At 61.9% G+C, this 23377-nt stretch carries 21 protein-coding genes and 1 tRNA gene; 6 read left to right on the top strand and 16 right to left on the bottom strand.

The window, feature by feature from the left end:
* Nucleotides 1-98 precede the first annotated feature (98 nt).
* Nucleotides 99-188: transfer RNA gene (locus AC0N03_RS06035), tRNA-Ser, on the bottom strand.
* 184 nt (nt 189-372) lie between these two features.
* Between AC0N03_RS06035 and AC0N03_RS06030 the strand changes: the two genes are divergently transcribed.
* The 4 genes from AC0N03_RS06030 (at nt 373) to AC0N03_RS06015 (ending at nt 2298) form a co-directional block, all read left to right on the top strand.
* Nucleotides 373-693 (top strand): hypothetical protein, encoded by a 321-nt coding sequence (locus tag AC0N03_RS06030; protein ID WP_474287696.1) that lies wholly within the window; start codon nt 373-375, stop codon nt 691-693.
* 77 nt (nt 694-770) lie between these two features.
* Complete coding sequence (gene msrA, locus AC0N03_RS06025) at nt 771-1421, top strand: peptide-methionine (S)-S-oxide reductase MsrA (RefSeq protein WP_474287695.1); 651 nt, start codon at nt 771-773, stop codon at nt 1419-1421.
* A complete protein-coding gene (locus AC0N03_RS06020; protein ID WP_474287693.1) occupies nt 1421-1777 on the top strand; it encodes an MmcQ/YjbR family DNA-binding protein in 357 nt (118 codons plus the stop codon). The genes msrA and AC0N03_RS06020 overlap by 1 nt, the downstream gene beginning before the upstream one ends.
* Nucleotides 1774-2298: a YqhA family protein gene (locus tag AC0N03_RS06015; RefSeq protein WP_474287692.1), complete on the top strand. Its 525-nt coding sequence runs from the start codon at nt 1774-1776 to the stop codon at nt 2296-2298. The genes AC0N03_RS06020 and AC0N03_RS06015 overlap by 4 nt, the downstream gene beginning before the upstream one ends.
* On the opposite strand, the gene mepA is transcribed toward AC0N03_RS06015, so the two are convergent.
* A complete protein-coding gene (gene mepA / locus AC0N03_RS06010; protein ID WP_474287691.1) occupies nt 2292-3212 on the bottom strand; it encodes a penicillin-insensitive murein endopeptidase in 921 nt (306 codons plus the stop codon). The genes AC0N03_RS06015 and mepA overlap by 7 nt on opposite strands.
* A 126-nt stretch (nt 3213-3338) precedes the next feature.
* On the opposite strand from mepA, the gene AC0N03_RS06005 reads away from it, so the two are divergent.
* Nucleotides 3339-4817 (top strand): AMP nucleosidase, encoded by a 1479-nt coding sequence (locus AC0N03_RS06005; RefSeq protein WP_474287689.1) that lies wholly within the window; start codon nt 3339-3341, stop codon nt 4815-4817.
* Nucleotides 4814-5719, top strand: a complete 906-nt coding sequence (locus AC0N03_RS06000; RefSeq protein ID WP_474287687.1) for an ion channel — start codon at nt 4814-4816, stop codon at nt 5717-5719. Before AC0N03_RS06005 ends, AC0N03_RS06000 begins: the two co-directional genes overlap by 4 nt.
* 56 nt (nt 5720-5775) lie before the next feature.
* On the opposite strand, the gene AC0N03_RS05995 is transcribed toward AC0N03_RS06000, so the two are convergent.
* From AC0N03_RS05995 to typA, 14 genes are all read right to left on the bottom strand, one after another.
* Nucleotides 5776-6399, bottom strand: coding sequence for a 2,3-bisphosphoglycerate-dependent phosphoglycerate mutase (locus AC0N03_RS05995; protein ID WP_474287685.1), 624 nt, complete (start codon nt 6397-6399; stop codon nt 5776-5778).
* A 67-nt stretch (nt 6400-6466) separates the two neighbouring features.
* On the bottom strand, nt 6467-7273 hold the full coding sequence (dapB, locus tag AC0N03_RS05990) for a 4-hydroxy-tetrahydrodipicolinate reductase (protein ID WP_474287683.1): 807 nt from the start codon (nt 7271-7273) through the stop codon (nt 6467-6469).
* Nucleotides 7274-7282: 9 nt separating this feature from the next.
* Nucleotides 7283-7573 carry a DUF1330 domain-containing protein gene (locus AC0N03_RS05985; protein ID WP_474287682.1) on the bottom strand — a complete coding sequence of 97 codons (291 nt, stop codon included), beginning with the start codon at nt 7571-7573 and terminating at the stop codon, nt 7283-7285.
* Between the two features lie 151 nt (nt 7574-7724).
* Complete coding sequence (gene pyrF / locus AC0N03_RS05980; RefSeq protein WP_474287681.1) at nt 7725-8462, bottom strand: orotidine-5'-phosphate decarboxylase; 738 nt, start codon at nt 8460-8462, stop codon at nt 7725-7727.
* A 17-nt stretch (nt 8463-8479) separates the two neighbouring features.
* Nucleotides 8480-9262, bottom strand: coding sequence for a class I SAM-dependent methyltransferase (locus AC0N03_RS05975; RefSeq protein ID WP_474287680.1), 783 nt, complete (start codon nt 9260-9262; stop codon nt 8480-8482).
* A gap of 77 nt (nt 9263-9339) precedes the next feature.
* On the bottom strand, nt 9340-10467 hold the full coding sequence (gene dnaJ / locus AC0N03_RS05970) for a molecular chaperone DnaJ (protein WP_474287679.1): 1128 nt from the start codon (nt 10465-10467) through the stop codon (nt 9340-9342).
* Nucleotides 10468-10567: 100 nt separating this feature from the next.
* On the bottom strand, nt 10568-12466 hold the full coding sequence (gene dnaK / locus AC0N03_RS05965) for a molecular chaperone DnaK (protein ID WP_474287678.1): 1899 nt from the start codon (nt 12464-12466) through the stop codon (nt 10568-10570).
* Nucleotides 12467-12671: 205 nt separating this feature from the next.
* On the bottom strand, nt 12672-13622 hold the full coding sequence (locus AC0N03_RS05960; protein ID WP_474287677.1) for a methylated-DNA--[protein]-cysteine S-methyltransferase: 951 nt from the start codon (nt 13620-13622) through the stop codon (nt 12672-12674).
* A 74-nt stretch (nt 13623-13696) separates the two neighbouring features.
* Complete coding sequence (locus AC0N03_RS05955) at nt 13697-15415, bottom strand: ATP-binding protein (RefSeq protein WP_474287676.1); 1719 nt, start codon at nt 15413-15415, stop codon at nt 13697-13699.
* Between the two features lie 79 nt (nt 15416-15494).
* Entirely contained in the window at nt 15495-17024 is a 1530-nt protein-coding gene (locus AC0N03_RS05950; RefSeq protein WP_474287675.1) for a YifB family Mg chelatase-like AAA ATPase, read from the bottom strand.
* A gap of 73 nt (nt 17025-17097) precedes the next feature.
* Entirely contained in the window at nt 17098-17913 is an 816-nt protein-coding gene (locus AC0N03_RS05945) for a glycosyltransferase family 2 protein (RefSeq protein WP_474287674.1), read from the bottom strand.
* 106 nt (nt 17914-18019) lie between these two features.
* A complete protein-coding gene (locus AC0N03_RS05940) occupies nt 18020-18805 on the bottom strand; it encodes a WecB/TagA/CpsF family glycosyltransferase (RefSeq protein WP_474287673.1) in 786 nt (261 codons plus the stop codon).
* A 7-nt stretch (nt 18806-18812) separates the two neighbouring features.
* On the bottom strand, nt 18813-21260 hold the full coding sequence (gene gyrB, locus AC0N03_RS05935; RefSeq protein ID WP_474287672.1) for a DNA topoisomerase (ATP-hydrolyzing) subunit B: 2448 nt from the start codon (nt 21258-21260) through the stop codon (nt 18813-18815).
* Between the two features lie 225 nt (nt 21261-21485).
* Entirely contained in the window at nt 21486-23312 is a 1827-nt protein-coding gene (typA, locus tag AC0N03_RS05930; protein WP_474287670.1) for a translational GTPase TypA, read from the bottom strand.
* Between the last annotated feature and the right edge of the window lie 65 nt (nt 23313-23377).

Here is a 23377-nt window from a genome sequence, read left to right as displayed (position 1 = left end):
GGCATGAACAAGGTTGAACGAAACAGGACAAATCTAGGGCATAAGCGTTGAAATTACAACGTTATTTGAACAATAGGGAACGGGATTGAATGGAGGTTTGGCGGAGAGAGCGGGATTCGAACCCGCGATACGGTTGCCCGTATACACACTTTCCAGGCGTGCGCCTTCAACCACTCGGCCATCTCTCCGCATAGCATCCTGCCGGGGCAAAAGGCTTTGCTTTCAGGGGCGGCGGTTGAACCGCCCCGACCTCTGCTTCGCTATGCGCCGCAAAAGGTGGCCGCACTATATGCAGGACGAAGCCAAGGTCAATGAAATTCGTGACAAAAAAGCGGCTATCGACAGAAGCATTCGCAAAAGTTATGAAAGCCCATGTTCCGTTTTCTCGGCCTCTTCATCGGCGTTGCTCTGCTGGCCTGCGGATTTGCCCTCGCCATCGTCGACGGCACCCGCTCCATCGGCGCGCATCAGCTTGCCCTTTATACGCCGGAGAGCCTGATAAACATGGCCAATGCGACCTGGGCACCGCGTCTGCACGCTTTCGCCGAAGCGCATGTACCGTATCTCTGGCCATTTTTTCTTCAGCCGCTGCTGCATGCTCCGGCCTTTCTTCTGTGCTGGCTTGTGGGCGGAGGGCTTTTTCTTCTGGCGCAGCGGCGCAGCGCGCAGATCGGCTTTTCTGCCCGCGACTGACACGAAAAGGTGAAGCGCATTATCTGGCGCATTGCCGCGATGCGCCTATATTGGGCCCAGCAACAGGAGTAAGACCCATGCTGTTTCGCAAAAGCGCGCGTATGCCCACCCCCGCCGAGGCCCTGCCGGGCCGGGCACAGCCCATTCCCACCGCGCGGCACCATTTCGTGCTGGGCACAGATCTTGCCGCCGTGCCGGACGGGCATGAGACAGCCTATTTCGCCATGGGCTGCTTCTGGGGGGCGGAGCGCAAATTCTGGCAGCTTGGAGAGGGCATTTACAGCACCAGCGTCGGCTATATGGGCGGCCTGACTCCCAACCCCACCTATGAGGAAACCTGCACCGGCCTCACCGGCCATACCGAAGCGGTAAAGGTGGTGTTTGATCCGAAAATCCGGCCCTACAGCGACCTGCTCCGGACATTCTGGGAGAACCATGATCCCACGCAGGGCATGCGTCAGGGCAACGATATCGGCACGCAATATCGCTCCGCCATCTATGCCACCAGTGCTGCGCAGAAAGCCGAGGCGCTGGCCTCCCGCGAGGCTTATGGCCGGGCGCTGGCGCGGCAAGGCTATGGCGCCATAACCACCGAGATTGCCGAGGCACCGCCCTATTTCGCCGCGGAAGACTATCATCAGCAATATCTGGCCAAGAACCCGAACGGTTATTGCGGCCTTGGTGGCACGGGCGTGAGCTGCGCCATCGGCACCGGCGTCGGGGCCTGATGAAGCTGGCGGAATTCAACGCGTTCTGCGCCGGCCTGCCCGGCGCCAGCACGGTTGTGCAATGGCGCGGCACACATGTCTGGAAAGTACGCGGCCGGATGTTCGCGCTGGCCGGAACGGGCCCTGAGTTTCTGCCATGCTTCAAGGCCCGGCCAGCAGACCTGCAGCTGATGCTGGAGAGCGGCGACTTCCGGCCTGCGCCTTATCTCGCCCGCGCGGGCTGGGTCGCGCTAAGGCCCGGTTCGCGGCTTGATGATGAAGATTTGCGTGCCTATCTTGTTGCCGCCCATGCCGAAATCATGGCAAGCTTGCCGCGCAAGCTGCAATCAATCCTCAAGGATGCGAAGATTTCATGAATAAACCGGCCAAGGCCTTTCTGCAGGCCAGTCTGCTGCTCAGCCGCTGGCTGCTCGCCCCGTTTTACCTGCTGCTTGTGGCCGGGCTGTGCCTGCTGCTCTACAAGGCCGGCATGCATCTTTACGAAATGGTGCTTCACGCGGCCGCGTCCAGCGAAAGCCAGCTCACCATCGACGTGCTGAAGCTTGTGGATCTGACCTTGCTGGCTTCGCTGCTGGTGATCGTGATTGTCTCGTCCTATGAGAATTTCATCACGCCGTTTGAGCGCAATGCCAGTGCCGACTGGCCGACCTGGATGAGCCAGATCGATTTCACCGGACTGAAGCTCAAGCTGCTCGGCTCTATTCTGGCCATCGCCACGATCCAGCTGCTCGAGGTCTATATGGATCTTGCGCATGCCAGCGAACGCGACATCATGTGGTCTCTGGCGATTGTTCTGGTGCTGGCGCTCGTCGGCCTGCTGATGTCCGTCACCGATTATATACAGGATCGCAGCCATGCGGATGGCTCCGGTCACTGAGCCTCAAGAACACCGCGGCAAGGGACGGGCAGATCCGCCAGCGTGATCGGCGGTTTGGGTTTTGGCGGCACGCGCGGCGGCTTGGGATGCAGTACTGCATCCGAAAACCAGTAATCGAGCGCGGCTCCGCAGCCGTCACCCTCCGGCACGGGCTCCTGCGCGCGGCACAGGGGCTGGCCAGCCGGGCAGGCAAGGCGCACATGGAAATGCGATTTGTGCCCATAAAACGGCCGCACCTTCTCCAGCCAGCCGCGATCCGGGCCAGCCGCCGCGCACATGGCCTTTTTAATGGCGGCATTGACAAATATGCGCTCGACTTCCGGCAGCTCGGCTGCCGCCCTGAGCACGGCCATATGATCGGGCGTCCAGTTGCGGTTGACGCTGAGGCCGCCGGGCGCGACGACATCGGTGGCAACCATGGTTTCCCGCGCGGCGGCATCCAGCGTGCTGTGCGGCATGGGCGTGAACCATATGTCGGCATCAAGGCCGATCTGGTGCGAGGCATGGCCGGTGAGCATCGGCCCGCCGCGCGGCTGCGACATGTCGCCGATGAGCAGGCCCGGCCAGTGCGAGACCTTCGGCACATCGGCGGATAAACGCTCCAGAAAGGCGATAAGCGCCGGATGACCCCAGTTGCGATGACGGGACAGGCGCATCACCTGCCAGTCCGGACCGGTGATGGGCAAGGCCCGGGCGCCATCGAGGCAGCCGCGCGAGTAAAATCCGATCGCGCGCGGAGGCAGATGGTCAGGTTCTGATTCGCGGCCAAAGAGCAGCTTGGCCGGCAGGCGCGGGTCCTGAACATGCGCCAGAGCCGGCTCGGGCTTTGGCAGAGGCGCGCCGCTCTCCTGCGCAACAGCCGGCGCGCCAAGCGCCAGAGCCGCAAATGTGACCAACCAGCCTCGCCTGACCATGATTTTGCCTCCGGATCGCCCCTCTGACAGAGCACGCCCACAAGGTTAAAAAAGCGTTACCAAACTCCCGCCTTTACCTTGTCCTTCTTCTCGCGCAATCTAGGCAAAATGAAGAACGAGACGAAAATGACTGGCCAAGACCGGACCGCACCTGCTCAGAACCTTACCCCCGAAGCCGCTGTCGATGAACTGGAACGCCTGCATGCCGCGGCGGTTAAGGCGCAGCGCGCCTGCCTCGCACGCTTTTTTCAGAGCGGCGATCCGCCCGGCCCGCAGGAGCGCGCGTCCTTCCGCTATCCCGAATTGCGCGTGACCTATGCGCCAAAAGGGGTGCAGCAGACTAGCCGGCGCGCCTTCGCGAAATTTGCGCATCCCGGCGTCTATTCCACCAGCATCACCCATCCCCACGCATTTCGCCCCTATCTGCTGGAGCAATTGCGCCCGCTGGTGAACGAATTTGGCGCGACGCTTGCTGTCGGCATCGGCAGCACGGAAATTCCGTTTCCCTATGTTTTTGAAAAGGGCGATGAAATGGGCGGTCAGGGCATTTCCGCAGCGGAACTTGCCCGGTTTTTTCCTGTGCCGCTGCTCTCCGAGGTGGGCGACGAAGTGGCCGACGGCGTATGGGAACAGAAAGACGACGATGCGCCGCGGCCGCTGAGCCTGTTTGACGCCGCCCGCGTCGATTATTCACTGCGCCGCATCGTGCACTACACCGGTTCCAGCTGGCGCCATTGCCAGCCCTGGATCATGCTCACCAATTACCACCGTTATGTCGATCAGTTCATCCATTGGGGGCTGGAACAGCTCCGCCTCGGCGGGCGCTTTGACCGCCTGATCCTGCCCGGCGACCTCGTTCTCACCGCAGACATGGCCGAAGCGGAGGTCGACGCCCTGATCCAGAACAACCCCTGGCACAAATATCAGATGCCGGCCTATCATCTTGCCACGAAGGACGGTCAGGGCGTCACGCTGGTCAATATCGGCGTGGGGCCATCGAACGCCAAGAACATGACCGATCATCTGGCGGTTCTGCGCCCGCATTGCTGGCTTATGGTGGGCCATTGCGGCGGCTTGCGCCAGAGCCAGCAGATCGGCGATTATGTGCTGGCTCACGGCTATCTGCGGCAGGACCGGATTCTCGACCAGCTCGTGCCGACCGACATGCCCATCCCCGCCCTTGCCGAAATTCAGGTGGCATTGCAGGAAGCCGCCGCTATTGTGACCGGCGATAAAGGCGAGGCGCTCAAGCAGCGCCTGCGCACCGGCACGGTCGTCACCAATGATGACCGCAACTGGGAATTGCGCTGGAGTCAGGAACGCAAACGCATCAATCTTTCGCGCGCCATTGCGGTGGATATGGAATCGGGCACCATCGCGACGCAGGGCTTCCGCCTGCGCGTGCCCTACGGGACGCTGCTCTGCGTCTCCGACAAGCCGCTGCATGGCGAAATCAAGCTGCCGGGCATGGCCAATGCCTTTTACGAGCGCGCCGTGGCCCAGCATCTTGAAATCGGCCTTACCGCGCTCGAACTGCTGCGCGGCCGCAAGGATACGCTCCATTCGCGCAAGCTGCGCGCCTTTGACGAGCCGCCTTTCAGATGAGCGCACCCCGCAAGCCCCGGCAGCGCAAGGTACGGATCGGCGACCGGCAGATCATCACGCTCGGCCAGACCGACGCCTTCTGGCTCGACCTCTATCATCAGGCGATGACGGTGAGTTTTCCGGCCTTTCTGGGCGGAACGATCGTCATATTTCTCATCAGCAACCTGATCTTTGCCAGCCTCTACTGGCTGGGGCATGATCCGGTGGCCAATGTGCGCGCCGGAGATTTCGTCGGCTATCTGTTCTTTTCCATCGAAACATTGATCACGGTGGGCTATGGCGACATGCATCCGCAGTCGAATTACGGCCATATCATCGCTTCGCTGGAAGGCTTTACCGGACTGTTCCAGACAGCGGCGCTCACGGGGCTGATTTTTGCCCGGTTCTCGCGTCCGCGCGCTCGGCTGATATTCGCCGCCAATCCGGTCATCGCCCGCCATGACGGCCTGCCGACGCTGATGATCCGCCTCGCCAATGCGCGGCATAATTCCATATCGGATGCCACGGCGGTGCTGTGGATATTGCGTATCGAGCATACAGCCGAGGGGCAGCGCTTCCGCCGCTTTCACCGCCTGCCGCTGATGCGCCACGAAAATCCGAGCTTCATCCTCTCCTGGACGCTGTTTCACCCCATCAACGAGACAAGCCTGCTTTATGGGCGCAACGCCGAGGCGCTGGAGCGCGAACAGGCGCAGTTCATTCTGACGGTGAAGGGTGTCGATGAAACATCGGCGCAGGAATTGCGCGCCCGCAAGGTCTATCTGGCGCGCGACATTCTCTGGGGCCGCGTCTATGCCGATATCATCACCACCAGCACCAACGGCATAACCACGCTTGATTACGGCAAATTCGATGAGACGGAAGCGGAGACGCGTCCGCACGCCACGGCTCTTGAAGCGTGAGCACATTGCGAACACGTCATGCGCTTATCGTGCATGACGAAGGGCGGTATGCGCACTCAGGCTTTCAGCACCTGCTTGCTTTCAACGGTTGAATCCGCCTTCAGCCGGTAGACCAGCGGAATGCCGGTATCAAGCTCCATCGAGGGGATGGTTTCCGGCGTCAGGCCGTCCAGCACCATGACCAGCGCCCGCAGGCTGTTGCCATGCGCCGCCACCAGCACCCGCTCGCCGCGCAGCACGCGCGGCAGGATATGCTGGCAATAATAGGGCAGCACGCGGGCCACCGTATCCTTGAGGCTTTCACCGCCGGGCGGCGCGACATCGTAAGAACGGCGCCAGATATGCACCTGCTCCTCGCCCCACTTCTTGCGGGCATCATCCTTGTTCAGCCCGGCGAGATCGCCATAATCGCGCTCGTTCAGGGCCTGATCGCGGATCGTCTGGAGGTCCTTCTGGCCCAGTTCATTAAGAATGAGCTGGCAGGTGTTCTGCGCGCGCGAAAGATCGGAAGTATAGGCCACGTCGAACTGCACACCCATGGCCTTGAGCTTGCGGCCAGCAGCGGTAGCCTCGGCCACGCCCTGAGGCGTCAGTTCCGGGTTGCGCCAGCCGGTGAACAGATTTTTCAGATTCCAGTCACTCTGTCCGTGGCGCACCAGCACCAGAAGCCGCTCAGACATATCTATCTCCTTAACACGTTGTTTTATATTCTTATTCTGCGCCCGCCGCAGGCGATGAAGCCGCGGATCAGAAATCGCTCAGGCCCAGGACATCCATCATGGAATAGAGGCCGGGCTTGCGCCCCCTTGCCCATAAAGCCGCCTTGAGCGCGCCGCGCGCGAAAATGGTGCGATCCTCGGCCTTGTGCGCAAGCTCGATACGCTCGCCCTCGCCGGCAAAAATCACATTATGGTCGCCCACCACCGTGCCGCCGCGCAGCGAGGCAAAGCCGATGTCGCCTTTGGCGCGCGCACCCGTAATGCCGTCCCGGCCCCGTTCGGAGCGGGTTTCAAGATCAATGCCGCGCCCGGCCGCCGCAGCCTCGCCCAGCAGCAGCGCAGTGCCGGAAGGCGCGTCCACCTTCATGCGGTGATGCATCTCGACGATTTCAATATCGAAATCCTCGCCAAGGGTCTTGGCAACGCGCTTGACCAGCGCACCCAGCAGATTGACGCCCAGACTCATATTGCCCGAGCGCACGATAACGGCATGGCGCGCCGCCGCCGAAATGGCCGCCAGATGCGCGGCATCAAGGCCGGTTGTGCCGATGACATGAACGATGCGCGCCTGCGCCGCCAGAGCGGCAAATTCAACTGTCGCCGCCGGAACTGTGAAATCGATCACGCCGTCCGCATGAAGAAAGGCTTCCAGTGCATCCGCCGTCACCGCAACGCCATTGGGCGGCAGGCCGGCAAGAACGCCGCTGTCCTGCCCGATTGCAGCCGATTGCGGATTTTCGACGGCGGCATGCAGCGAGACCCCCGCCATGTCATTGATCGTCCTGATCAGCATACGGCCCATGCGCCCGGCTGCGCCGACAACAACAAGCTTCATGGCAATGTCCTATTCAACGCCTTCCACGACCACGAGATCGCCGATGCTGATGCCAAAGCGCAATTTGCGCGCCGCCTGATATTCGGGCGAGAAGAAATAGGCCTTGGCCTGTTCGTAAGATTCGAATTCAAGCACCACCTGACGCATCCGCGCCTCGCCTTCGACGATCTCACATTTGCCGCCGCGCACGATCGGACGGCCGCCATATTTCTTCTGCGCTTCGGTGGCGGCGGCGGCATAGGCCTTGTAGCCTTCCGCATCCAGAACCGTCAGATTGCCTACAACATATCCCTTTGGCATGAGCCACTCCTCTTTGATTTAAAATTCTTCTTTATATTCCGGTAGGTTAGTTCATATTTCCTTCACAATTGCCCCTTATAAGAGAGGCAAGTGTCCAGTGCCGGAAGGCATTGGCCATGGATGCGCCGGGCCGGAGGTACGCCCGGCGTTTTCATTTTTGCGGCTCCATAGCGGCAGCAATCTCGGCGACAATCGCTTCGGCGCTGGCGCGCGGGTCCGGCGCCTGCGTCACCGGACGGCCGATCACCAGATGATCGGCGCCCTGCCGTATGGCGAGGCCTGGCGTCATGATGCGTTTCTGGTCCCCTGCGGCCGTGCCTGACGGACGGATGCCCGGCGTCACCAGCAGCATGTCCGGCCCGACTTCGGCCCGCGTGTTCTGCAATTCTTCAGGAGAAAGAATCAATCCGTCGATACCGATGTCCCGCGCCTGCGCCGCACGGCGCGACACCAGTTCACGGACGCTGCACGCGTAACCGGCCTCGCGCAGGTCGGCATCGTCATAGGAGGTCATCACCGTCACAGCGAGCAATTTGAGGCCTGAGCCAGCCACGCCCGCCTTCGCCGCCTTCATCGTCTGCGGAAAAGCATGGATGGTCAGGAAATCCGCGCCAAGACGGGCTATCTGCGCTGCTGCGCGCTCCACCGTATTGGGAATATCGTGCAATTTGAGATCAACGAACACATGCTTGCCCTGCCCGATCAATTCCCTGACGAGATCGAGGCCGCCCGCATAAACGAGTTCCATTCCCACCTTGTAGAAGCTGACGCTGTCTCCCAGCCGCGCTGCAATTGCGCGCGCGTCGGCGACAGTGGGCACATCGAGCGCGACGATCATGCGGTCACGCGGCGAAACTGGCGCGCGTCGGGAAACAGGGGAAGAGGTCATGAGAGTCTCGGATGGGCCTATCGGTCGAAATGAGTGCTGATCCGCTTCAGAAGATCGAGAGCGGGTTTCACATGTTTGTCGTTGCGCCAACGTCTGGCGCGGTTTCGCATCAGGTCGGCAATGGAAACATTGGCATAATCGCAATCCGGATCAAAGGCAAAGCCCTTCGAGCGGTATGTCCAGACGCGCGCCGGCGGCAGATTGTGCCAGATCACAGGCGAAACTTCCGCAACTATGCCCGTAATAGGCCTCGAACTGGACATCATCGGAATTGGCGAGAGCATTCCGTAGGTAAACTGGATGAATGGCCCGTTCTCCTCCAGCAATTCAAACGCCTCGGAGAGCAGTCGCAGCCGTTTAAGTTCGGAATGGGTAAGCAGCGGCAAGCTGGAGACGATGGCGGCGGCCTTGTCAATTCCGGCGGCGGCTAACGTTGCCCTGAGACTGTAGGCATCGCCCTGAATAATCCGGAGCTGCGGGAAACGTTGCGCCAGCGCGCGGCAAAAATCAGGGTTGAACTCAATGAGCACCAGCCGCTCTGGTGCGATTCCGCGCTCCAGCAGCGCTTCGGTCACCGGCCCGGTTCCCGGCCCAAGTTCAATCACCGGGCCGACGCCCGATGGATCAACCGAAAAGGCCATGCGCGCCGCCAGCTTGCGTCCGGACGGAGAAACAGCGCCGGTGAGGCGCGGGCGGTCCAGCCATGTGCGGATGAACTGCGCCTCGTCGCGCCAGCGGATTTCGGAATGAGGCGCCTTTGGCGAAATGGCACGCGGCTTTGAGCGTTCCCGATCGCGCATCCTCATCCTCCCGCATTTTCAAAACCGCAGACGCGCCAGAGTTAATCTCACCTGCAGGGCGGGTCAAGCGGCATAGATCAGGCGCCCCAAAGATCCTTCATCCGCGCAAAGAAGCCAGACGCCTCCGGATGTGTGGTGTTGGAGGATTCTTTTTCAAATTCGGCCAGCAATTCGCGCTGCCGCCGCGAGAGATTTTGCGGCGTTTCGACATTCACCTGAATGTAGAGATCGCCGAAATCGCGGGTGCGCAGCACCGGCATGCCCTTGCCGCGCAGGCGGAACTGCTTGCCGGTCTGGGTTCCCTCGGGAATCTTGACGCGCACTTCCTCGCCCTGAATGGTTGGCACCGCAATTTCGGTGCCCAGAGCGGCCTGCACCATCGAGATCGGTACGCGGCCGTAAAGATCCGCGCCCTCACGCTGGAAGAACCCGTGCGGCTTGATCGAAAGAAAAAGGTAAAGATCACCCGGCGGCCCGCCGCGCAGACCGGCCTCGCCCTCGCCGGTGAGGCGGATCCGTGTTCCGTCCTCGACACCGGCCGGGATATTGACGGAAAGCGTGCGCTCGCGCGTGACACGTCCGGCGCCGCCACAGGAAGCGCACGGATTTTCGATGATTTCGCCGCGCCCCTGACAGGTCGGGCAGGTGCGTTCCACCGCAAAAAAGCCGCTCTGCGCCCGCACGCGGCCATGTCCGGCGCAGGTCGTGCAGGTTTTGGGCTTGGAACCGGCCTTCGCCCCCGAGCCGGAGCAGGCTTCACAGACAATGGAGGTTGGCAGCTTGATGGTGGCGGTCTTGCCCTGATAGGCCTCTTCAAGGCCGATCTCGAGATTATAGCGCAGATCCGAGCCGCGTTCGCGGCCATCGCGGCGACCCTGGCGTCCGCTCATCATGCCGCCAAACAGATCGTCGAAAATATCGGCCATGGAGGCGCCGAACCCTTCCGCGCCGGAGAAGCCGCCGGGGCCGTGACCGCCATTTTCGAAGGCGTCATGGCCGAAGCGGTCATAGGCGGCGCGCTTCTGCGCGTCGGAGAGAACCTGATAGGCTTCGTTAAGTTCCTTGAACTTGGCCTCGGCAGCTTTATCGCCGGGGTTGCGGTCCGGGTGGTGCGTCATGGCCGCCTTGCGGAAGGCGGATTTCAATTCTGCTTCGGTAGCAGTGCGTTCAACGCCGAGAATTTCATAAAAATCGCGTTTTGCCATGCTTGCAGCACTCAAGAAGTTGATCTCACCGCTCTAGATACAGATGAAACCCGGCGTGTCTACGCCGGGTTTGCATTTTATTTTGAAACAAGAACAAAACTTACTTCTTGTCGTCAACTTCCTTGAAGTCGGCGTCGATCACGTCCTCGTCATGCGGCTGCGATCCACCGGCCGCACCAGCCTCGGCGCCTTCGCCGCCGGCCTTGTACATAGCCTCGCCCAACTTCATCGACACCTGCGTCAATTCGGTCGTTTTGGTCTTGATTTCCTCGGCATCCTCGCCTTCAAGCGCGGTCTTGAGGGCGGCGATGGCCGCTTCAACCGTGCTCCTGTCGGCGCCGGACACCTTGTCGCCGGCATCGGCCAAGGTCTTTTCCGTGCTGTGGATCATGGCCTCGGCATGGTTCCTGGCGTCGACCAGTTCGCGGCGCTTCTTGTCCTCGGCGGCATGAAGCTCGGCATCCTTGACCATTTTTTCAATTTCAGCATCGGACAAACCGCCGGAGGCTTGAATGCGGATCTGCTGCTCCTTGCCGGTGGCCTTGTCCTTGGCGCTGACATTGACAATGCCGTTGGCATCGATGTCGAACGTAACCTCGATCTGCGGTACTCCGCGCGGTGCGCCCGGAATGCCGGTCAAATCGAAGCGGCCAAGGCTCTTGTTGTCGCGCGCCATTTCGCGCTCGCCCTGGAACACATTGATGGTGACGGCCGTCTGGTTGTCCTCGGCAGTGGAGAAAACCTGGCTCTTCTTGGTCGGGATCGTGGTGTTGCGGTCGATGAGACGGGTGAATACGCCGCCCAGAGTCTCGATACCCAGCGAAAGCGGGGTGACGTCGAGAAGCAGCACGTCCTTCACGTCGCCCTGCAGCACACCGGCCTGAACAGCCGCGCCGATGGCAACCACCTCATCCGGGTTGACGCCCTTGTGCGGTTCCTTGCCGAAGAACTGCTTCACAACTTCCTGTACCTTGGGCATGCGGGTCATGCCGCCCACAAGCACCACCTCATCAACGCCGCCTGCGGTGAGGCCGGCATCCTTGAGCGCCTTGCGGCAAGGCTCGATGGTCTTCTGGATGAGGTCGTCGACGAGAGCCTCGAATTTGGCGCGCGTGAGCTTGAGCGCCAGGTGCTTCGGGCCGGATGCGTCTGCCGTGATATAGGGCAGGTTGATTTCGGTCTGCGTGGCAGAGGAAAGCTCGATCTTGGCCTTTTCGGCGGCTTCCTTCAGGCGCTGGAGGGCGAGCTTGTCCTTCTTCAGGTCGATGCCCTGCTCCTTCTTAAACTCGTCCGCGAGATATTCCACGAGACGCATGTCGAAATCCTCGCCGCCGAGGAACGTGTCGCCATTGGTGGATTTCACTTCGAAAACGCCGTCGCCGATCTCAAGGATGGAGACGTCGAAGGTGCCGCCGCCAAGGTCATAGACAGCGATGGTGCCGGACTTGCGCTTGTCGAGGCCATAGGCCAGCGCCGCAGCCGTCGGCTCGTTGATGATGCGCAGCACTTCAAGACCGGCGATCTTGCCGGCATCCTTGGTGGCCTGACGCTGCGCGTCATTGAAATAGGCCGGAACGGTGATGACAGCCTTGTCGACCTTGGCGCCGAGATAGGCCTCGGCGGTTTCCTTCATCTTCATGAGTGTGAAGGCGGAAATCTGGCTGGGGCTGTAGGTTTTGCTGTCGGCTTCGACCCATGCGTCGTTATTGCCACCCTTGACGATCTTGTAAGGCACGAGACCAATGTCTTTCTTGGTCATCGGATCATCAAACGTGCGTCCGATCAGGCGCTTGATGGCAAAGAACGTGCGCTCGGGATTGGTAACGCCCTGCCGCTTGGCGGGCTGGCCGACGAGGCGCTCGCCGTCATCTGTAAAGGCGACAATGGAGGGCGTGGTGCGTGCGCCTTCCGCATTTTCGATCACCTTTGGCGTCGTGCCTTCCATGACAGCAACGCAGGAATTGGTGGTTCCGAGGTCGATACCAATCACTTTACTCATTTTGATCCCCTTTTCTCTCGCAAGATCACCGGCCCTTTTCATCAAAGCAGCCCGGCACGGGTTTTCACCCGATCTCCGATCTCATAAATCTGGTTCATCGTCTGAACTCGAGGCTGATATAGGAAGGCACAATTTGACGTGCAAGACGTCCGGCGCAGGAAGTCTTGCGAAAGCGCGAAAATATGACGGAAATATCAGTCCATGTTCAGGCGTCGCCGACAGCGCGCCCGGCCTCCCAGCCCAGAATGGCCTGTTTGCGCAGCACGCCCCAGTGATAGCCGGTGAGCGCGCCCGACTTGCCGAGCACGCGGTGGCACGGCACAACGAAAGACAGCGGATTGCGCCCCACGGCCGCCCCCACCGCCCGCGCCGCCTTCGGCTTGCCTATGGCTCCCGCGATCTGCGAATAGGTGGTCGCACCAGCGAACGGCACCCTGAGCAGCGCTTCCCAGACGCGGATTTCAAAATCCGAGCCGATCAGCACAAGGCGCAAGGGCCGTCCGGGCTGCCAGGCTGCGGGATCGAAAATGCGCAGAGCATAGGGCAGGGTGGCCTGCGCATTCTCGACGAACTGCGCTCTGGGCCAGCGCCGAACGATATCGGCCAGCGCGCCGGCCCGCCCGGCGCCGTGCCTGCCGTCCCGAGCCGCGCCTGTTGCGCCCGCGGCCTCGTCAACCCAGCCCATGGCCGCCAGACCGCGGTCCGACACCACAAGCAGCGCCTCGCCAAAGGGCGAGGGATGGAAACCGTAGGAAAACACCAGCCCCGCGCCGCCCGCCTTCCATTCCCCGGGCGAAAGCGCCTCATGCGTAACAAACAGATCATGCAGCCGTCCGGGGCCGGACAGGCCCAGATCAAGCGCCGTCTCCAGCACGGAGGACGCGCGCAGGAGATGGCGCGCGTGGTCGAGCGTCACGGCCTGCAGAAAAGCCTTCGGCGTCAGGCCGGCCCAGCGCCGGAAGAGGCTGGACAGATGGGTTTCATTCAGGCCGACATGATCGGCAATGGCCGCTGCCGAAGGCTGGCTCTGCCATTGCGTGCTGATGAAGGCCAGCGCACGGCGCACGATGTCATAATCATCGCGGGCGCGGCACAGGCGATCAAGCCCGGCGACGGGGGAGTTAAAATCAGCTATTTCCGGTTCCGGCAAAGTCATAGACGCCTCCAATGCGGCAAATCTAGCCCTTTGCCTTGCAAAAGCCACCCGAAAACCTGAGCATTTCCGCCCTGTCAGGAGACGAGTTCTGCATCGTCCCGGTGCAAGGCCTCGGCCAGACGGGCGAAAGAGACCGGCTTGACCAGAAAAATATCAAAGCCCGCCTCCAGCGCGGCAATTCTGTCCTCGTCGAAGGCATTGGCGGACAGCGCGATGAGAAGCGCTGGAGCGCTGTGTGCGGCGCGTTCGGCGGCGCGCATGGCTCTGGCGGCCTCCAAACCGGTCAGATTCGGCATACGTATATCCATCAGGCAGACATCGAAGGGCGTCTCGCCCGCCAGCGCGGCCCGGAATTGCGCCACCGCCGCCTCGCCATGCCCCACGGCGCTGACTTCGCCGCCAAGCCGCTCCAGCATCCGCTGCGCAACAAGCTGGCTGACCGGATCGTCCTCAGCCAGCAGGATGCGGCGCGCGCCTTCGGGCAGTCGCTCCGGAATATGCGCTTCTGCATCGGGGGCCTGCGTCTGGGGCGCCGACACCGGCCAGATACGCTGGAGAAGCGACTCGGCCCGCACCGGCTTGACCAGCCAGCCGTCAAAGCCCTGCGCCGCATTCGCGCCGAAGGTCTGGCGCTCAAAGGGTGAAAACAACACCAGAACGCGCCGGACGCCTGCGGCGCGGGCCTTTGCCGCGATCTGCGCCGTCCGGGCCTCGCCGAGCGCGCAATCCACGAGCAGAACGTCAAATTTCTCATTGGCCAGCGCGTCCGCCAACCCATCGGGCGCAGCCTGCGTCACCTGAGCGCCGGTTTCCTGCAACCGACGGGCCATGAACGGCCCTTCGAACGGCGAAAGCGCCACGATCAGCACCCGGCACGTCAGCTTCCGCGCCGGAGACGGGGAAGATATCTCGCCGATGTCTTCCAGCAGAGGGACAGTAAAATAGAAATTCGCGCCGCCGCCCGGGCGGGTTTGCAGGTTGAGCGCGCCGCCCATGCCCTCTACAATGCGGCGCGAGATCGCAAGGCCCAGTCCCGTGCCGCCATGACGCCGTGTCGCGGTGGCGTCTCCCATCTCAAATTCATTGAAGATGAGCCCGCGCAAATGTTCCGGCACACCCGGGCCGGTGTCGCTCACGCTGAAGCGGATCAGATCCCCTTCGATCCGCTCGGCGCTCAGCCCCACGCCGCCTTTTTCCGTGAATTTGACCGCGTTCCCGGCCAGATTGAGCAGCACCTGCCGGATGCGTGCGCCATCCAGAACCAGCCGGGGCGGCAGATGCGCGGAAACCCAGACGGCAATTTCCAGACCTTTGCCCTGTGCGCGCGGAGCAAGCAGTTCGGCCACGCCCTCCACCAGCGTGGCCAGATTCATCGGCTGCGGATTGAGCTCAAGATGTCCGGCCTCAATGCGCGAAAAATCCAGTATTTCGTGAATGATCGACGTCAGCGCCTCGCCCGAACTCACGATCGCGTCGACATAGGAACGCTGCTCTCGCGTCAGGCGGGTGGCGCGCAGAAGATCGGCAAGGCCGAGCACGCCATTGAGCGGTGTGCGTATTTCATGGCTGACCGTGGCGAGAAACCGGGACTTCGCATCGCTCGCGGCTTCGGCGCGGCTGCGCGCGGCGGCCTGATCGCGCAACCGCCAGACTTCGTCGCGAAGGCGCTCGTTTTCGACCCTCAGCACAGCTTCGCCCCGCCTTTGCCCGGAATGGATCGCAAGAAAGACGCAGACGCCGCCCGCCAGAGCGGCAAGCAGTGCGCCAAAGCCATAAAGCCACATCGGGACCATGAACCGTCCATCCTAAATCGGACTAAAAGCAACTGCAGCACAGACTAGGCGACAAAGATTGATAAACCGGAACCTCGGTTCAGCCATCGGGATCATGCCGGGGCCGATAGGCCAGCGCCTCGGCGATATGCCCGCGCTGTACAGCCGTCTCCCCGGCAAGATCGGCTATGGTGCGGGCCAGACGCAGCACGCGGTAGAAGGCGCGCGCAGAGAGGCGCAATTTGTCGGCGGCGCTGCGCATCAGGGTCAGGGCATCGCCATCCAGATCAAGCGCGTCATCCATGAGCGAGGAGGGAAAGGTTGCATTGATACTGCCCTCGGGCAGCCCGGCCCTGCGGCCGCGCAAATCCTGAAGGATCCTTGCGCGCGCCACACGCCCGGCCACCTCGCTTGAGCCTTCTGCCGGTGCGGGCAGGAGCAGATCCGCCGTGCTCACGGCCTGAATGCTGAGATGCAGGTCGATACGATCGAGCAGCGGGCCGGACAGCCGCGCCTGATATTGCGCGCGGCATTTTTCATTGGGCTGGCGCTTGCAGGCGAAGCCCGGCTCGTCGGCGCGCCCGCAACGGCACGGGTTCATGGCCGCAACAAGCTGAAACCGCGCCGGATAGGTGACCCGGTGGTGCGCACGGGAAATGGCCACCTCGCCGGTTTCCAGCGGCTGGCGCAGCGAATCCAGCACCGCTGGCTGGAATTCCGGCAGCTCATCGAGAAACAGCACGCCGCAATGCGCCAGCGAAATCTCGCCGGGGCGGGCATTGGAGCCGCCCCCCACCAGCGCCGCCATCGAGGCGGAATGATGCGGCGCGCGGAACGGACGCTGGCTCGTCAGGGCGCCGCCCGCCAGCGTGCCGGCCACCGATTGCACCATCGAGACTTCCAGCAGTTCGCGCGGGGTGAGCGGCGGCAGGATAGAGGGCAGCCTCGCCGCCAGCATGGATTTGCCCGCACCCGGCGGACCGCACATCAGCAGGTTATGCCCGCCGGCCGCAGCGATTTCGAGCGCGCGCTTGGCCGATTCCTGCCCCTTTATGTCGCGCAGATCCGGCATCCAGGCAGCGGCGGGCTGAATGACAGGGTCAGGCCGCAGCATCACCTGCGTACCCTTGACGTGATTGGCAAGCTGGATCAGCGAGCGCGGCGCGAGAATATCGAGATCGGGCGAGGCCCAGGCCGCCTCCGGCCCGTTATGCGCGGGACAAATCAGCCCCCGGCCCTGCCCGTGCGCCGCAATGGCCGCCGGAAGCACACCGGCGACGCGGCTGATCGAGCCGTCCAGCGCCAGTTCGCCCAGAATGGTAAAACCGGCGAGCGCATCGGCAGGCAAGGCACCAATGGCCGCCATGATACCCAGCGCGATAGGCAGGTCGTAATGGCTGCCTTCCTTCGGCAGATCCGCCGGTGCAAGATTGACGGTGATGCGTTTTGCAGGCAGCGCGAGACCGGAGGCATTGAGCGCGGCGCGCACCCGCTCTCGCGATTCAGCCACCGCCTTGTCGCCAAGCCCAACCAGCGCAAAAACAACGTTGCCGGACGAAATCTGCACCTGAACGTCAACGGGACGGGCCTCAATGCCTTCAAATGCAACTGTTGAAACCCGAATAACCATCTTCTTCCCCTCAGGAAAGCAAGGTTAGACAAGTATATATTGCAAATCAACTTTGTATATCTGCAATAGAATTCTATCTTCCAGCCTGTTTATCCATCCACATCTGGTAATGAATGGCTTCTGTCAAAAAGGAATAGGCTGCCGCTGTCTGTGCCTCGATCCAGCCCTGCCTGCCGCACAGGATCAGCCTGTCCATGAACAGGGCGCGCAAGAACCGGTAAATCGGGCTGAAAATCAGCCGCAGCAATTTTGGTTTCTTGCCATTGTTCATCCGCTGCTGTGCCTTGAGATAAGCATAGCGGGCTTCTTTTACAATCTGCTTATCCGCGGAAAATGCGCCTTCGTGGCGCAGAAGCCCCCGGCGGCAGACCTCGACCCGCCCTTGCGTGCGCAGGCCCTCATGCACGAGGTCATCCGGATCGAAAGCGGCGCTGCCCTTGCGGAACAGGCGAAATATCTTCGCGGGACGGGCAAAGCGCGCCAGAGCCGATTCCGGCCCGTAAAATTTGCGGCTGCGGCGCAATTTCCAGCCTGCAACATCCGCGGGCGCTGCGATCAGGCGCGGCAGTTCGGCCTGCAATTCATCATCCAGCATCTCGTCGGCGTCGATGCTGAGCACCCAGGGCTGGCTTGCCTGCTCGCAGGCAAATTGCTTCTGCCGGGCAAAGCCGAGCCAGTCCTGATGGATGAGGCGGATGGGATATTTCTGGGCATAGGTGGCAATAATCGACAAGGTGCGGTCGGTGGAGCCGGAATCGACGATGATGATTTCGGCACAGCGCTTCAGGCTCTCGATGCAGGCACCGATCCAGACCTCCTCGTTGAGGCAGATAATGGCTGCGGACACCGGCAGGCGCCCCGCAGCATCGATGGTGTTCGCCGGCTCCAAGCCGCCACTCCCCGGATAAATTGAATGACCGGCCTTTTGTGGCGAAAATCTCGCGCTTTCACAAGCCAAACTGTGTTCCGCTGCAAAACAATTACGAAACGGCGATCTATTCGTCGCGGGTGCGCGCCAGCAGAAGAACTGCGGCATGGACATTGGTCAGGAGATAACGCGGGCCAAGCCGGCGCGGCTCAAGCATCAGGCGATAGAGCCATTCGAGACCGGCGCGCTGCATGGTGAACGGCGCGCGGCTGCGGGCTCCGGCCAGAAAATCCAGCATGCCGCCGGATGTCTTGATCAACCCCACGCCAGTCAGGCGGTCGCGGTTGCGCACCACGAATTCCTGCTCGCGCGGCACGCCGAGGCTGACCCAGAGAATGTCGGGCCGTGCGGCGTTGATCGCGTCAATGATGGCGGCTTCCTCTCCGGGCTGATAATAGCCGTTGCGCCGCCCCGCAATGTTCAGCGCCGGATAAAGACGCTGCAAGGTCTCGCAGGCGCGGCGGTTGATATCCTCCTGCGCGCCGAAAATGTAAAAACTTGCCCCGCGCGCCGCGGCAATCGGGGCCACGTCATGGATGAGATCGGTGGTGGCGACGCGCTCTGGCAAGGGGCGGCGGCAGAACAGGCGCGAGGCCATGACCAGCGGCTGTCCGTCGGCGTGGACGAGATCCGCCCTCTCGAACAGGGCCCTGACCGACGGAGCGGATGCGGCAAGCGAGAGCACCTGCCCGTTGGCCGACGTCATGAAAAATGGCGGCGCACCGGGCGCCTTTGTCTGCGCCAGTTCCACCATCTGGCCTGCTGCCTGCACCCGGTCAAGCGCAGCGATCTTCATGCCGCCAACCCGGATTTTCGGCACATCCCGCAGCGAAATGACCGGTATGTTCGGCACTCTGGCCTCAGACGTCGAGGTTGGCGACGCTCAGGGCATTGGCCTGAATGAATTCGCGGCGGGGTTCGACGACATCGCCCATCAGTTTGACGAAAATGTCGTCGGCTTCATCGACCTCGCGCACCTTCACCTGCAGCAGCGAACGCACATTGCGATCGAGCGTGGTTTCCCACAGCTGCTCGGGGTTCATCTCGCCGAGGCCTTTGTAGCGCTGCGTTTTCAGGCCTTCACGGCCCGCAGCCAGAATGGCGTCGATCAGTTCGGTCGGTCCGGCGGCCTGCACGGCGTGACCCTTGCGCACAAAGGCGGCGGGCTGACTGTAAACCTCGCGCAGGGAAGCGGCATGCTCGTCGAGGCGGCGCGCTTCGGCCGAAGCCAGCAGGCTTGCATCCAGCACCTCAACCTGTTTGACGCCGCGCACCTCGCGGGTGAAGACATAGCCGTCATTCTCGATCCGTCCCTGCCAGCCGCGCTCTGTCTCTTCCGAGAGCGCGTCGAGGCGGCGGGCAATATCGCCGGCAAGGCGCGTCGCCTCGGCCGGCTCCACCAGAAGGGGTGATTTCAGCGCGCCCGCGACGGCGGCCTGCTCCACCACCTGCCGGTCATAGCGCGAGTGCAGTTGCGCCAGAACCTGACGCACGAGCCGCGCTTCATCGATCACGGCCTTCAGGTCAAGCCCCGCCCGCTCCTCGCCGGAGCCAAGACGCAGAACCGCTCCTTCTGAGCCATTCTGAATGAGATAATCCTCAAGGCCGCGCTCGTCCTTCACATATTGCTCGGACTTGCCCTTGGTCACCTTATAGAGCGGCGGCTGGGCAATGTAGATATGTCCGCGCTCGATCAGCTCCGGCATCTGCCGGAAGAAGAAGGTGAGCAGCAGCGTGCGGATATGCGAGCCGTCGACGTCGGCGTCGGTCATGATGATGATTTTGTGATAACGCAGCTTATCGGCGTTGAAATCGTCGCGGCCGATGCTGGTGCCCAGCGCCGTGATCAGCGTGCCGATTTCCTGAGAGCCCAGCATGCGGTCGAAGCGGGCGCGCTCGACATTGAGAATCTTGCCACGCAGCGGCAGCACGGCCTGATATTCGCGGTTGCGCCCCTGCTTGGCCGAACCGCCTGCCGAGTCGCCCTCGACGATGAAGAGTTCAGATTTAGCGGGGTCGCGCTCCTGACAATCGGCCAGCTTGCCGGGCAGAGAGGCAATGTCCAAAGCACCCTTGCGGCGGGTCAGTTCGCGCGCCTTGCGCGCGGCCTCGCGCGCGGCGGCAGCTTCGATCACCTTGCCGACCACGGTCTTTGCATCCGCCGGATGCTCTTCAAACCAGCGGCTGAGCGTTTCGTTCAGAATGTTCTCGACGACCGGACGGACTTCCGAAGAAACGAGCTTGTCCTTGGTCTGGCTGGAGAATTTCGGGTCCGGCACCTTGACGGAGAGCACTGCGGTCAGGCCTTCGCGGCAATCGTCGCCGGTGATGTCGACCTTTTCCTTCTTGGTGAGGCCGGAGCTTTCGCCATAGCCGGTCACCTGCCGGGTGAGCGCGCCGCGGAAACCGGCAAGATGCGTGCCGCCGTCGCGCTGCGGAATATTGTTGGTGAAGGGCAGCACGTTCTCGTGGTAGGAATCGTTCCACCACAGGGCGACCTCGACGGTAATGCCGTCCTTCTCGCCCTTCATCATGATCGGCTTGGTGATGAGCGGCGTCTTGGCGCGGTCCAGATAACGCACGAAGGCCTCAAGCCCGCCTTCATAGAACAATTCCTCGCGCCTGACCTCGGAATGCCGGGCATCGGTCAGCACCACGCGCACGCCGGAATTCAGAAAGGCCAGTTCGCGCAGGCGATGTTCGATGGTCTTGTAATCAAAATCGACGTTGGTGAAGGTCTCGCGCGAAGGGGTGAAGGTGACCTCGGTGCCGCGCTTGGGCTGGCTGTCAACAAGGGGAGCCGGGCCGATGATCTTGAGCGGAGAAACGGCGTCGCCATGGGCGAAGCGGATTTCATGCTCCAGCCCGTCGCGCCAGATGCGCAGAATCAGCGAGGTGGACAGCGCGTTGACCACCGAAACGCCGACGCCGTGCAGGCCGCCGGACACTTTATAGGAATTCTGGTCGAATTTGCCGCCAGCATGAAGCTGGGTCATGATCACTTCCGCCGCCGAGACGCCTTCCTCGTGCATCCCGGTGGGAATACCGCGGCCATTGTCCGTCACGGTGACGGAACCATCGGCATTCAGCGTCACAGTCACCAGCGTGGCATGGCCAGCCAGCGCCTCGTCGATCGCATTGTCGACGACCTCATAGATCATGTGATGCAGGCCGGAGCCGTCATCCGTATCGCCGATATACATGCCGGGGCGCTTGCGCACCGCGTCCAGTCCCTTGAGCACCTTGATCGAATCGGCGCCATAGGCATTGACATCAGGCGTTTCACGTTCAGGAGAAATATCGGACATAAGATTTCAAATTCCAGACCAGAGATCGCGTGAATGTATGATTCGCACGCGGCAGTATAGGCCGGAACACCGGCAAAAAGCGAGGAAAAGCGACCCCGCCAGCGGACGTAATCCCCACGTCATCGCGCGCGTTCGGAGGACAGTTCCGCCCTGATGGCTGGTGTCCCGGGGCCAGATGTCCCGCGCACTGGACCGCGCGGGACATTGCCGGAACAGCCCGGAGCCTTAAGCCACCATACCGTCCTTGGCGCGGCTGTTGCGCTTGCGGTCATTTGAATCGAGCCAGACCTTGCGCAGGCGGATGCTCTTGGGTGTCACTTCCACCAATTCATCGTCCTGAATATAGGACAAGGCTTTTTCCAGAGTCATGCGGATCGGCGGCGTGAGGCGCACGGCCTCATCCTTGCCGGCGGCGCGGATATTGGTGAGCTGCTTGCCCTTGAGCACGTTCACTTCCAGATCATTCTCGCGGGTATGCTCGCCGATGATCATGCCCTCATAGACCTTGATGCCCGGATCGATCATCATCGGGCCGCGGTCTTCCAGCTTCCACATGGCATAGGCCACGGACTCGCCGGAGCCGTTGGAGAGCAGAACCCCGTTGCGGCGGCCGGCGATCTCGCCCTTATATTCCTGATAGGAATGGAAAAGGCGGTTCATGATGGCGGTGCCGCGCGTGTCGGTGAGCAATTCACCCTGATAGCCGATGAGACCGCGCGTCGGCGCATGGAACATCAGCCGCAGGCGGTTGCCGCCGGAGGGGCGCATTTCGATCATCTCACCCTTGCGCTCGGCCATTTTCTGCACCACCACGCCGGAATGCTCCTCGTCGACGTCGATCACGACCTCTTCAATCGGCTCCAGCAGCGCGCCGGTCTCCTCATCCTTCTTGAACACCACTTTCGGGCGCGAGACGCCCAGTTCAAAGCCTTCACGGCGCATGGTCTCGATCAGGATGCCCAGCTGCAATTCGCCGCGGCCGGAGACGATGTAGGAATCTGCGCCCGGCGATTCTTCGATGCGCAGCGCGACATTGCCTTCGGCTTCACGGAACAGGCGGTCGCGGATAACGCGGCTTGTCACCTTGTCGCCTTCGGTGCCCGCGAGCGGCGAGTCATTGACCATGAAGGTCATGGACAGCGTTGGCGGATCGATCGGCTGGGCCTGCAGCGGCTCGGTGATATCCGGCGCACAGAGCGTATCGGCGACGTTGAACTTGGTCAGGCCCGCAATGGCGACAATGTCGCCGGCCTCGGCCTCGTCGATCGGCGCGCGTTCGATGCCGCGGAAGGCCAGAATCTTCGAGACGCGGCCCTGCTCGACAACATTGCCCTTGCGGTCAAGCACCTTGACCGGCTGGTTGGTCTTGAGCGAGCCGGAAAATACACGGCCGGTGATCATGCGCCCGAGATAGGCATTGGCCTCCAGCAGCGTGCCCAGCATCTTGAACGAACCTTCCTCGATCTTCGGCGGAGCGACATGCTCCAGAACGAGGTCGAACAGCGGGTTCATGTTATCCTTCGGGCCTTCGGGCGCGTTGGCCATCCAGCCCTGCTTGGACGAGCCGTAGAGGATCGGAAAATCAAGCTGCTCGTCGGTGGCATCGAGCGCGGCGAACAGATCGAAAACCTCGTTCACCACCTCGGTGATGCGCGCATCCGGGCGATCCACCTTGTTGATGGCGACAATCGGCTTGAGGCCGATCTTCAGAGCCTTGCCGACGACGAATTTGGTCTGCGGCATCGGGCCTTCGGCAGCATCCACCAGCACGATCGCGCCGTCCACCATCGAGAGGATGCGCTCAACCTCGCCGCCGAAATCGGCGTGACCGGGCGTGTCGACGATGTTGATGCGCGTATCCTTCCAGACGATCGAGGTCGCCTTGGCCAGAATGGTAATGCCGCGCTCCTTCTCGAGATCGTTCGAGTCCATCACGCGTTCAGCCACGCGCTGATTGTCGCGGAAGGCGCCCGATTGGCGCAGAAGCTGGTCCACCAGGGTTGTCTTGCCATGATCGACGTGGGCGATAATGGCGATATTGCGCATTTTCATGTCTAAAACCGATTCTCGTTCGAGCGGAAAGTGCCGCCGGGCCCGTCATCCCCCTGTCTTTACCA

The organism is Methylocystis sp. sgz306128 (assembly GCF_056032725.1).
Note: the sequence above shows the minus strand (reverse complement) of the source record. Positions and strands in the feature narration are given on the sequence as shown.

What these genes read in the sequence shown, in the direction of transcription:
- AC0N03_RS06030 (WP_474287696.1), top strand. Translation starts at nt 373, where the DNA reads ATGTTCCGTTTTCTCGGCCTCTTCATCGGCGTTGCTCTGCTGGCCTGC.
- msrA (WP_474287695.1), top strand. Translation starts at nt 771, where the DNA reads ATGCTGTTTCGCAAAAGCGCGCGTATGCCCACCCCCGCCGAGGCCCTG.
- AC0N03_RS06020 (WP_474287693.1), top strand. Translation starts at nt 1,421, where the DNA reads ATGAAGCTGGCGGAATTCAACGCGTTCTGCGCCGGCCTGCCCGGCGCC.
- AC0N03_RS06015 (WP_474287692.1), top strand. Translation starts at nt 1,774, where the DNA reads ATGAATAAACCGGCCAAGGCCTTTCTGCAGGCCAGTCTGCTGCTCAGC.
- mepA (WP_474287691.1), bottom strand. Translation starts at nt 3,212, where the DNA reads ATGGTCAGGCGAGGCTGGTTGGTCACATTTGCGGCTCTGGCGCTTGGC.
- AC0N03_RS06005 (WP_474287689.1), top strand. Translation starts at nt 3,339, where the DNA reads ATGACTGGCCAAGACCGGACCGCACCTGCTCAGAACCTTACCCCCGAA.
- AC0N03_RS06000 (WP_474287687.1), top strand. Translation starts at nt 4,814, where the DNA reads ATGAGCGCACCCCGCAAGCCCCGGCAGCGCAAGGTACGGATCGGCGAC.
- AC0N03_RS05995 (WP_474287685.1), bottom strand. Translation starts at nt 6,399, where the DNA reads ATGTCTGAGCGGCTTCTGGTGCTGGTGCGCCACGGACAGAGTGACTGG.
- dapB (WP_474287683.1), bottom strand. Translation starts at nt 7,273, where the DNA reads ATGAAGCTTGTTGTTGTCGGCGCAGCCGGGCGCATGGGCCGTATGCTG.
- AC0N03_RS05985 (WP_474287682.1), bottom strand. Translation starts at nt 7,573, where the DNA reads ATGCCAAAGGGATATGTTGTAGGCAATCTGACGGTTCTGGATGCGGAA.
- pyrF (WP_474287681.1), bottom strand. Translation starts at nt 8,462, where the DNA reads ATGACCTCTTCCCCTGTTTCCCGACGCGCGCCAGTTTCGCCGCGTGAC.
- AC0N03_RS05975 (WP_474287680.1), bottom strand. Translation starts at nt 9,262, where the DNA reads ATGCGCGATCGGGAACGCTCAAAGCCGCGTGCCATTTCGCCAAAGGCG.
- dnaJ (WP_474287679.1), bottom strand. Translation starts at nt 10,467, where the DNA reads ATGGCAAAACGCGATTTTTATGAAATTCTCGGCGTTGAACGCACTGCT.
- dnaK (WP_474287678.1), bottom strand. Translation starts at nt 12,466, where the DNA reads ATGAGTAAAGTGATTGGTATCGACCTCGGAACCACCAATTCCTGCGTT.
- AC0N03_RS05960 (WP_474287677.1), bottom strand. Translation starts at nt 13,622, where the DNA reads ATGACTTTGCCGGAACCGGAAATAGCTGATTTTAACTCCCCCGTCGCC.
- AC0N03_RS05955 (WP_474287676.1), bottom strand. Translation starts at nt 15,415, where the DNA reads ATGGTCCCGATGTGGCTTTATGGCTTTGGCGCACTGCTTGCCGCTCTG.
- AC0N03_RS05950 (WP_474287675.1), bottom strand. Translation starts at nt 17,024, where the DNA reads ATGGTTATTCGGGTTTCAACAGTTGCATTTGAAGGCATTGAGGCCCGT.
- gyrB (WP_474287672.1), bottom strand. Translation starts at nt 21,260, where the DNA reads ATGTCCGATATTTCTCCTGAACGTGAAACGCCTGATGTCAATGCCTAT.
- typA (WP_474287670.1), bottom strand. Translation starts at nt 23,312, where the DNA reads ATGAAAATGCGCAATATCGCCATTATCGCCCACGTCGATCATGGCAAG.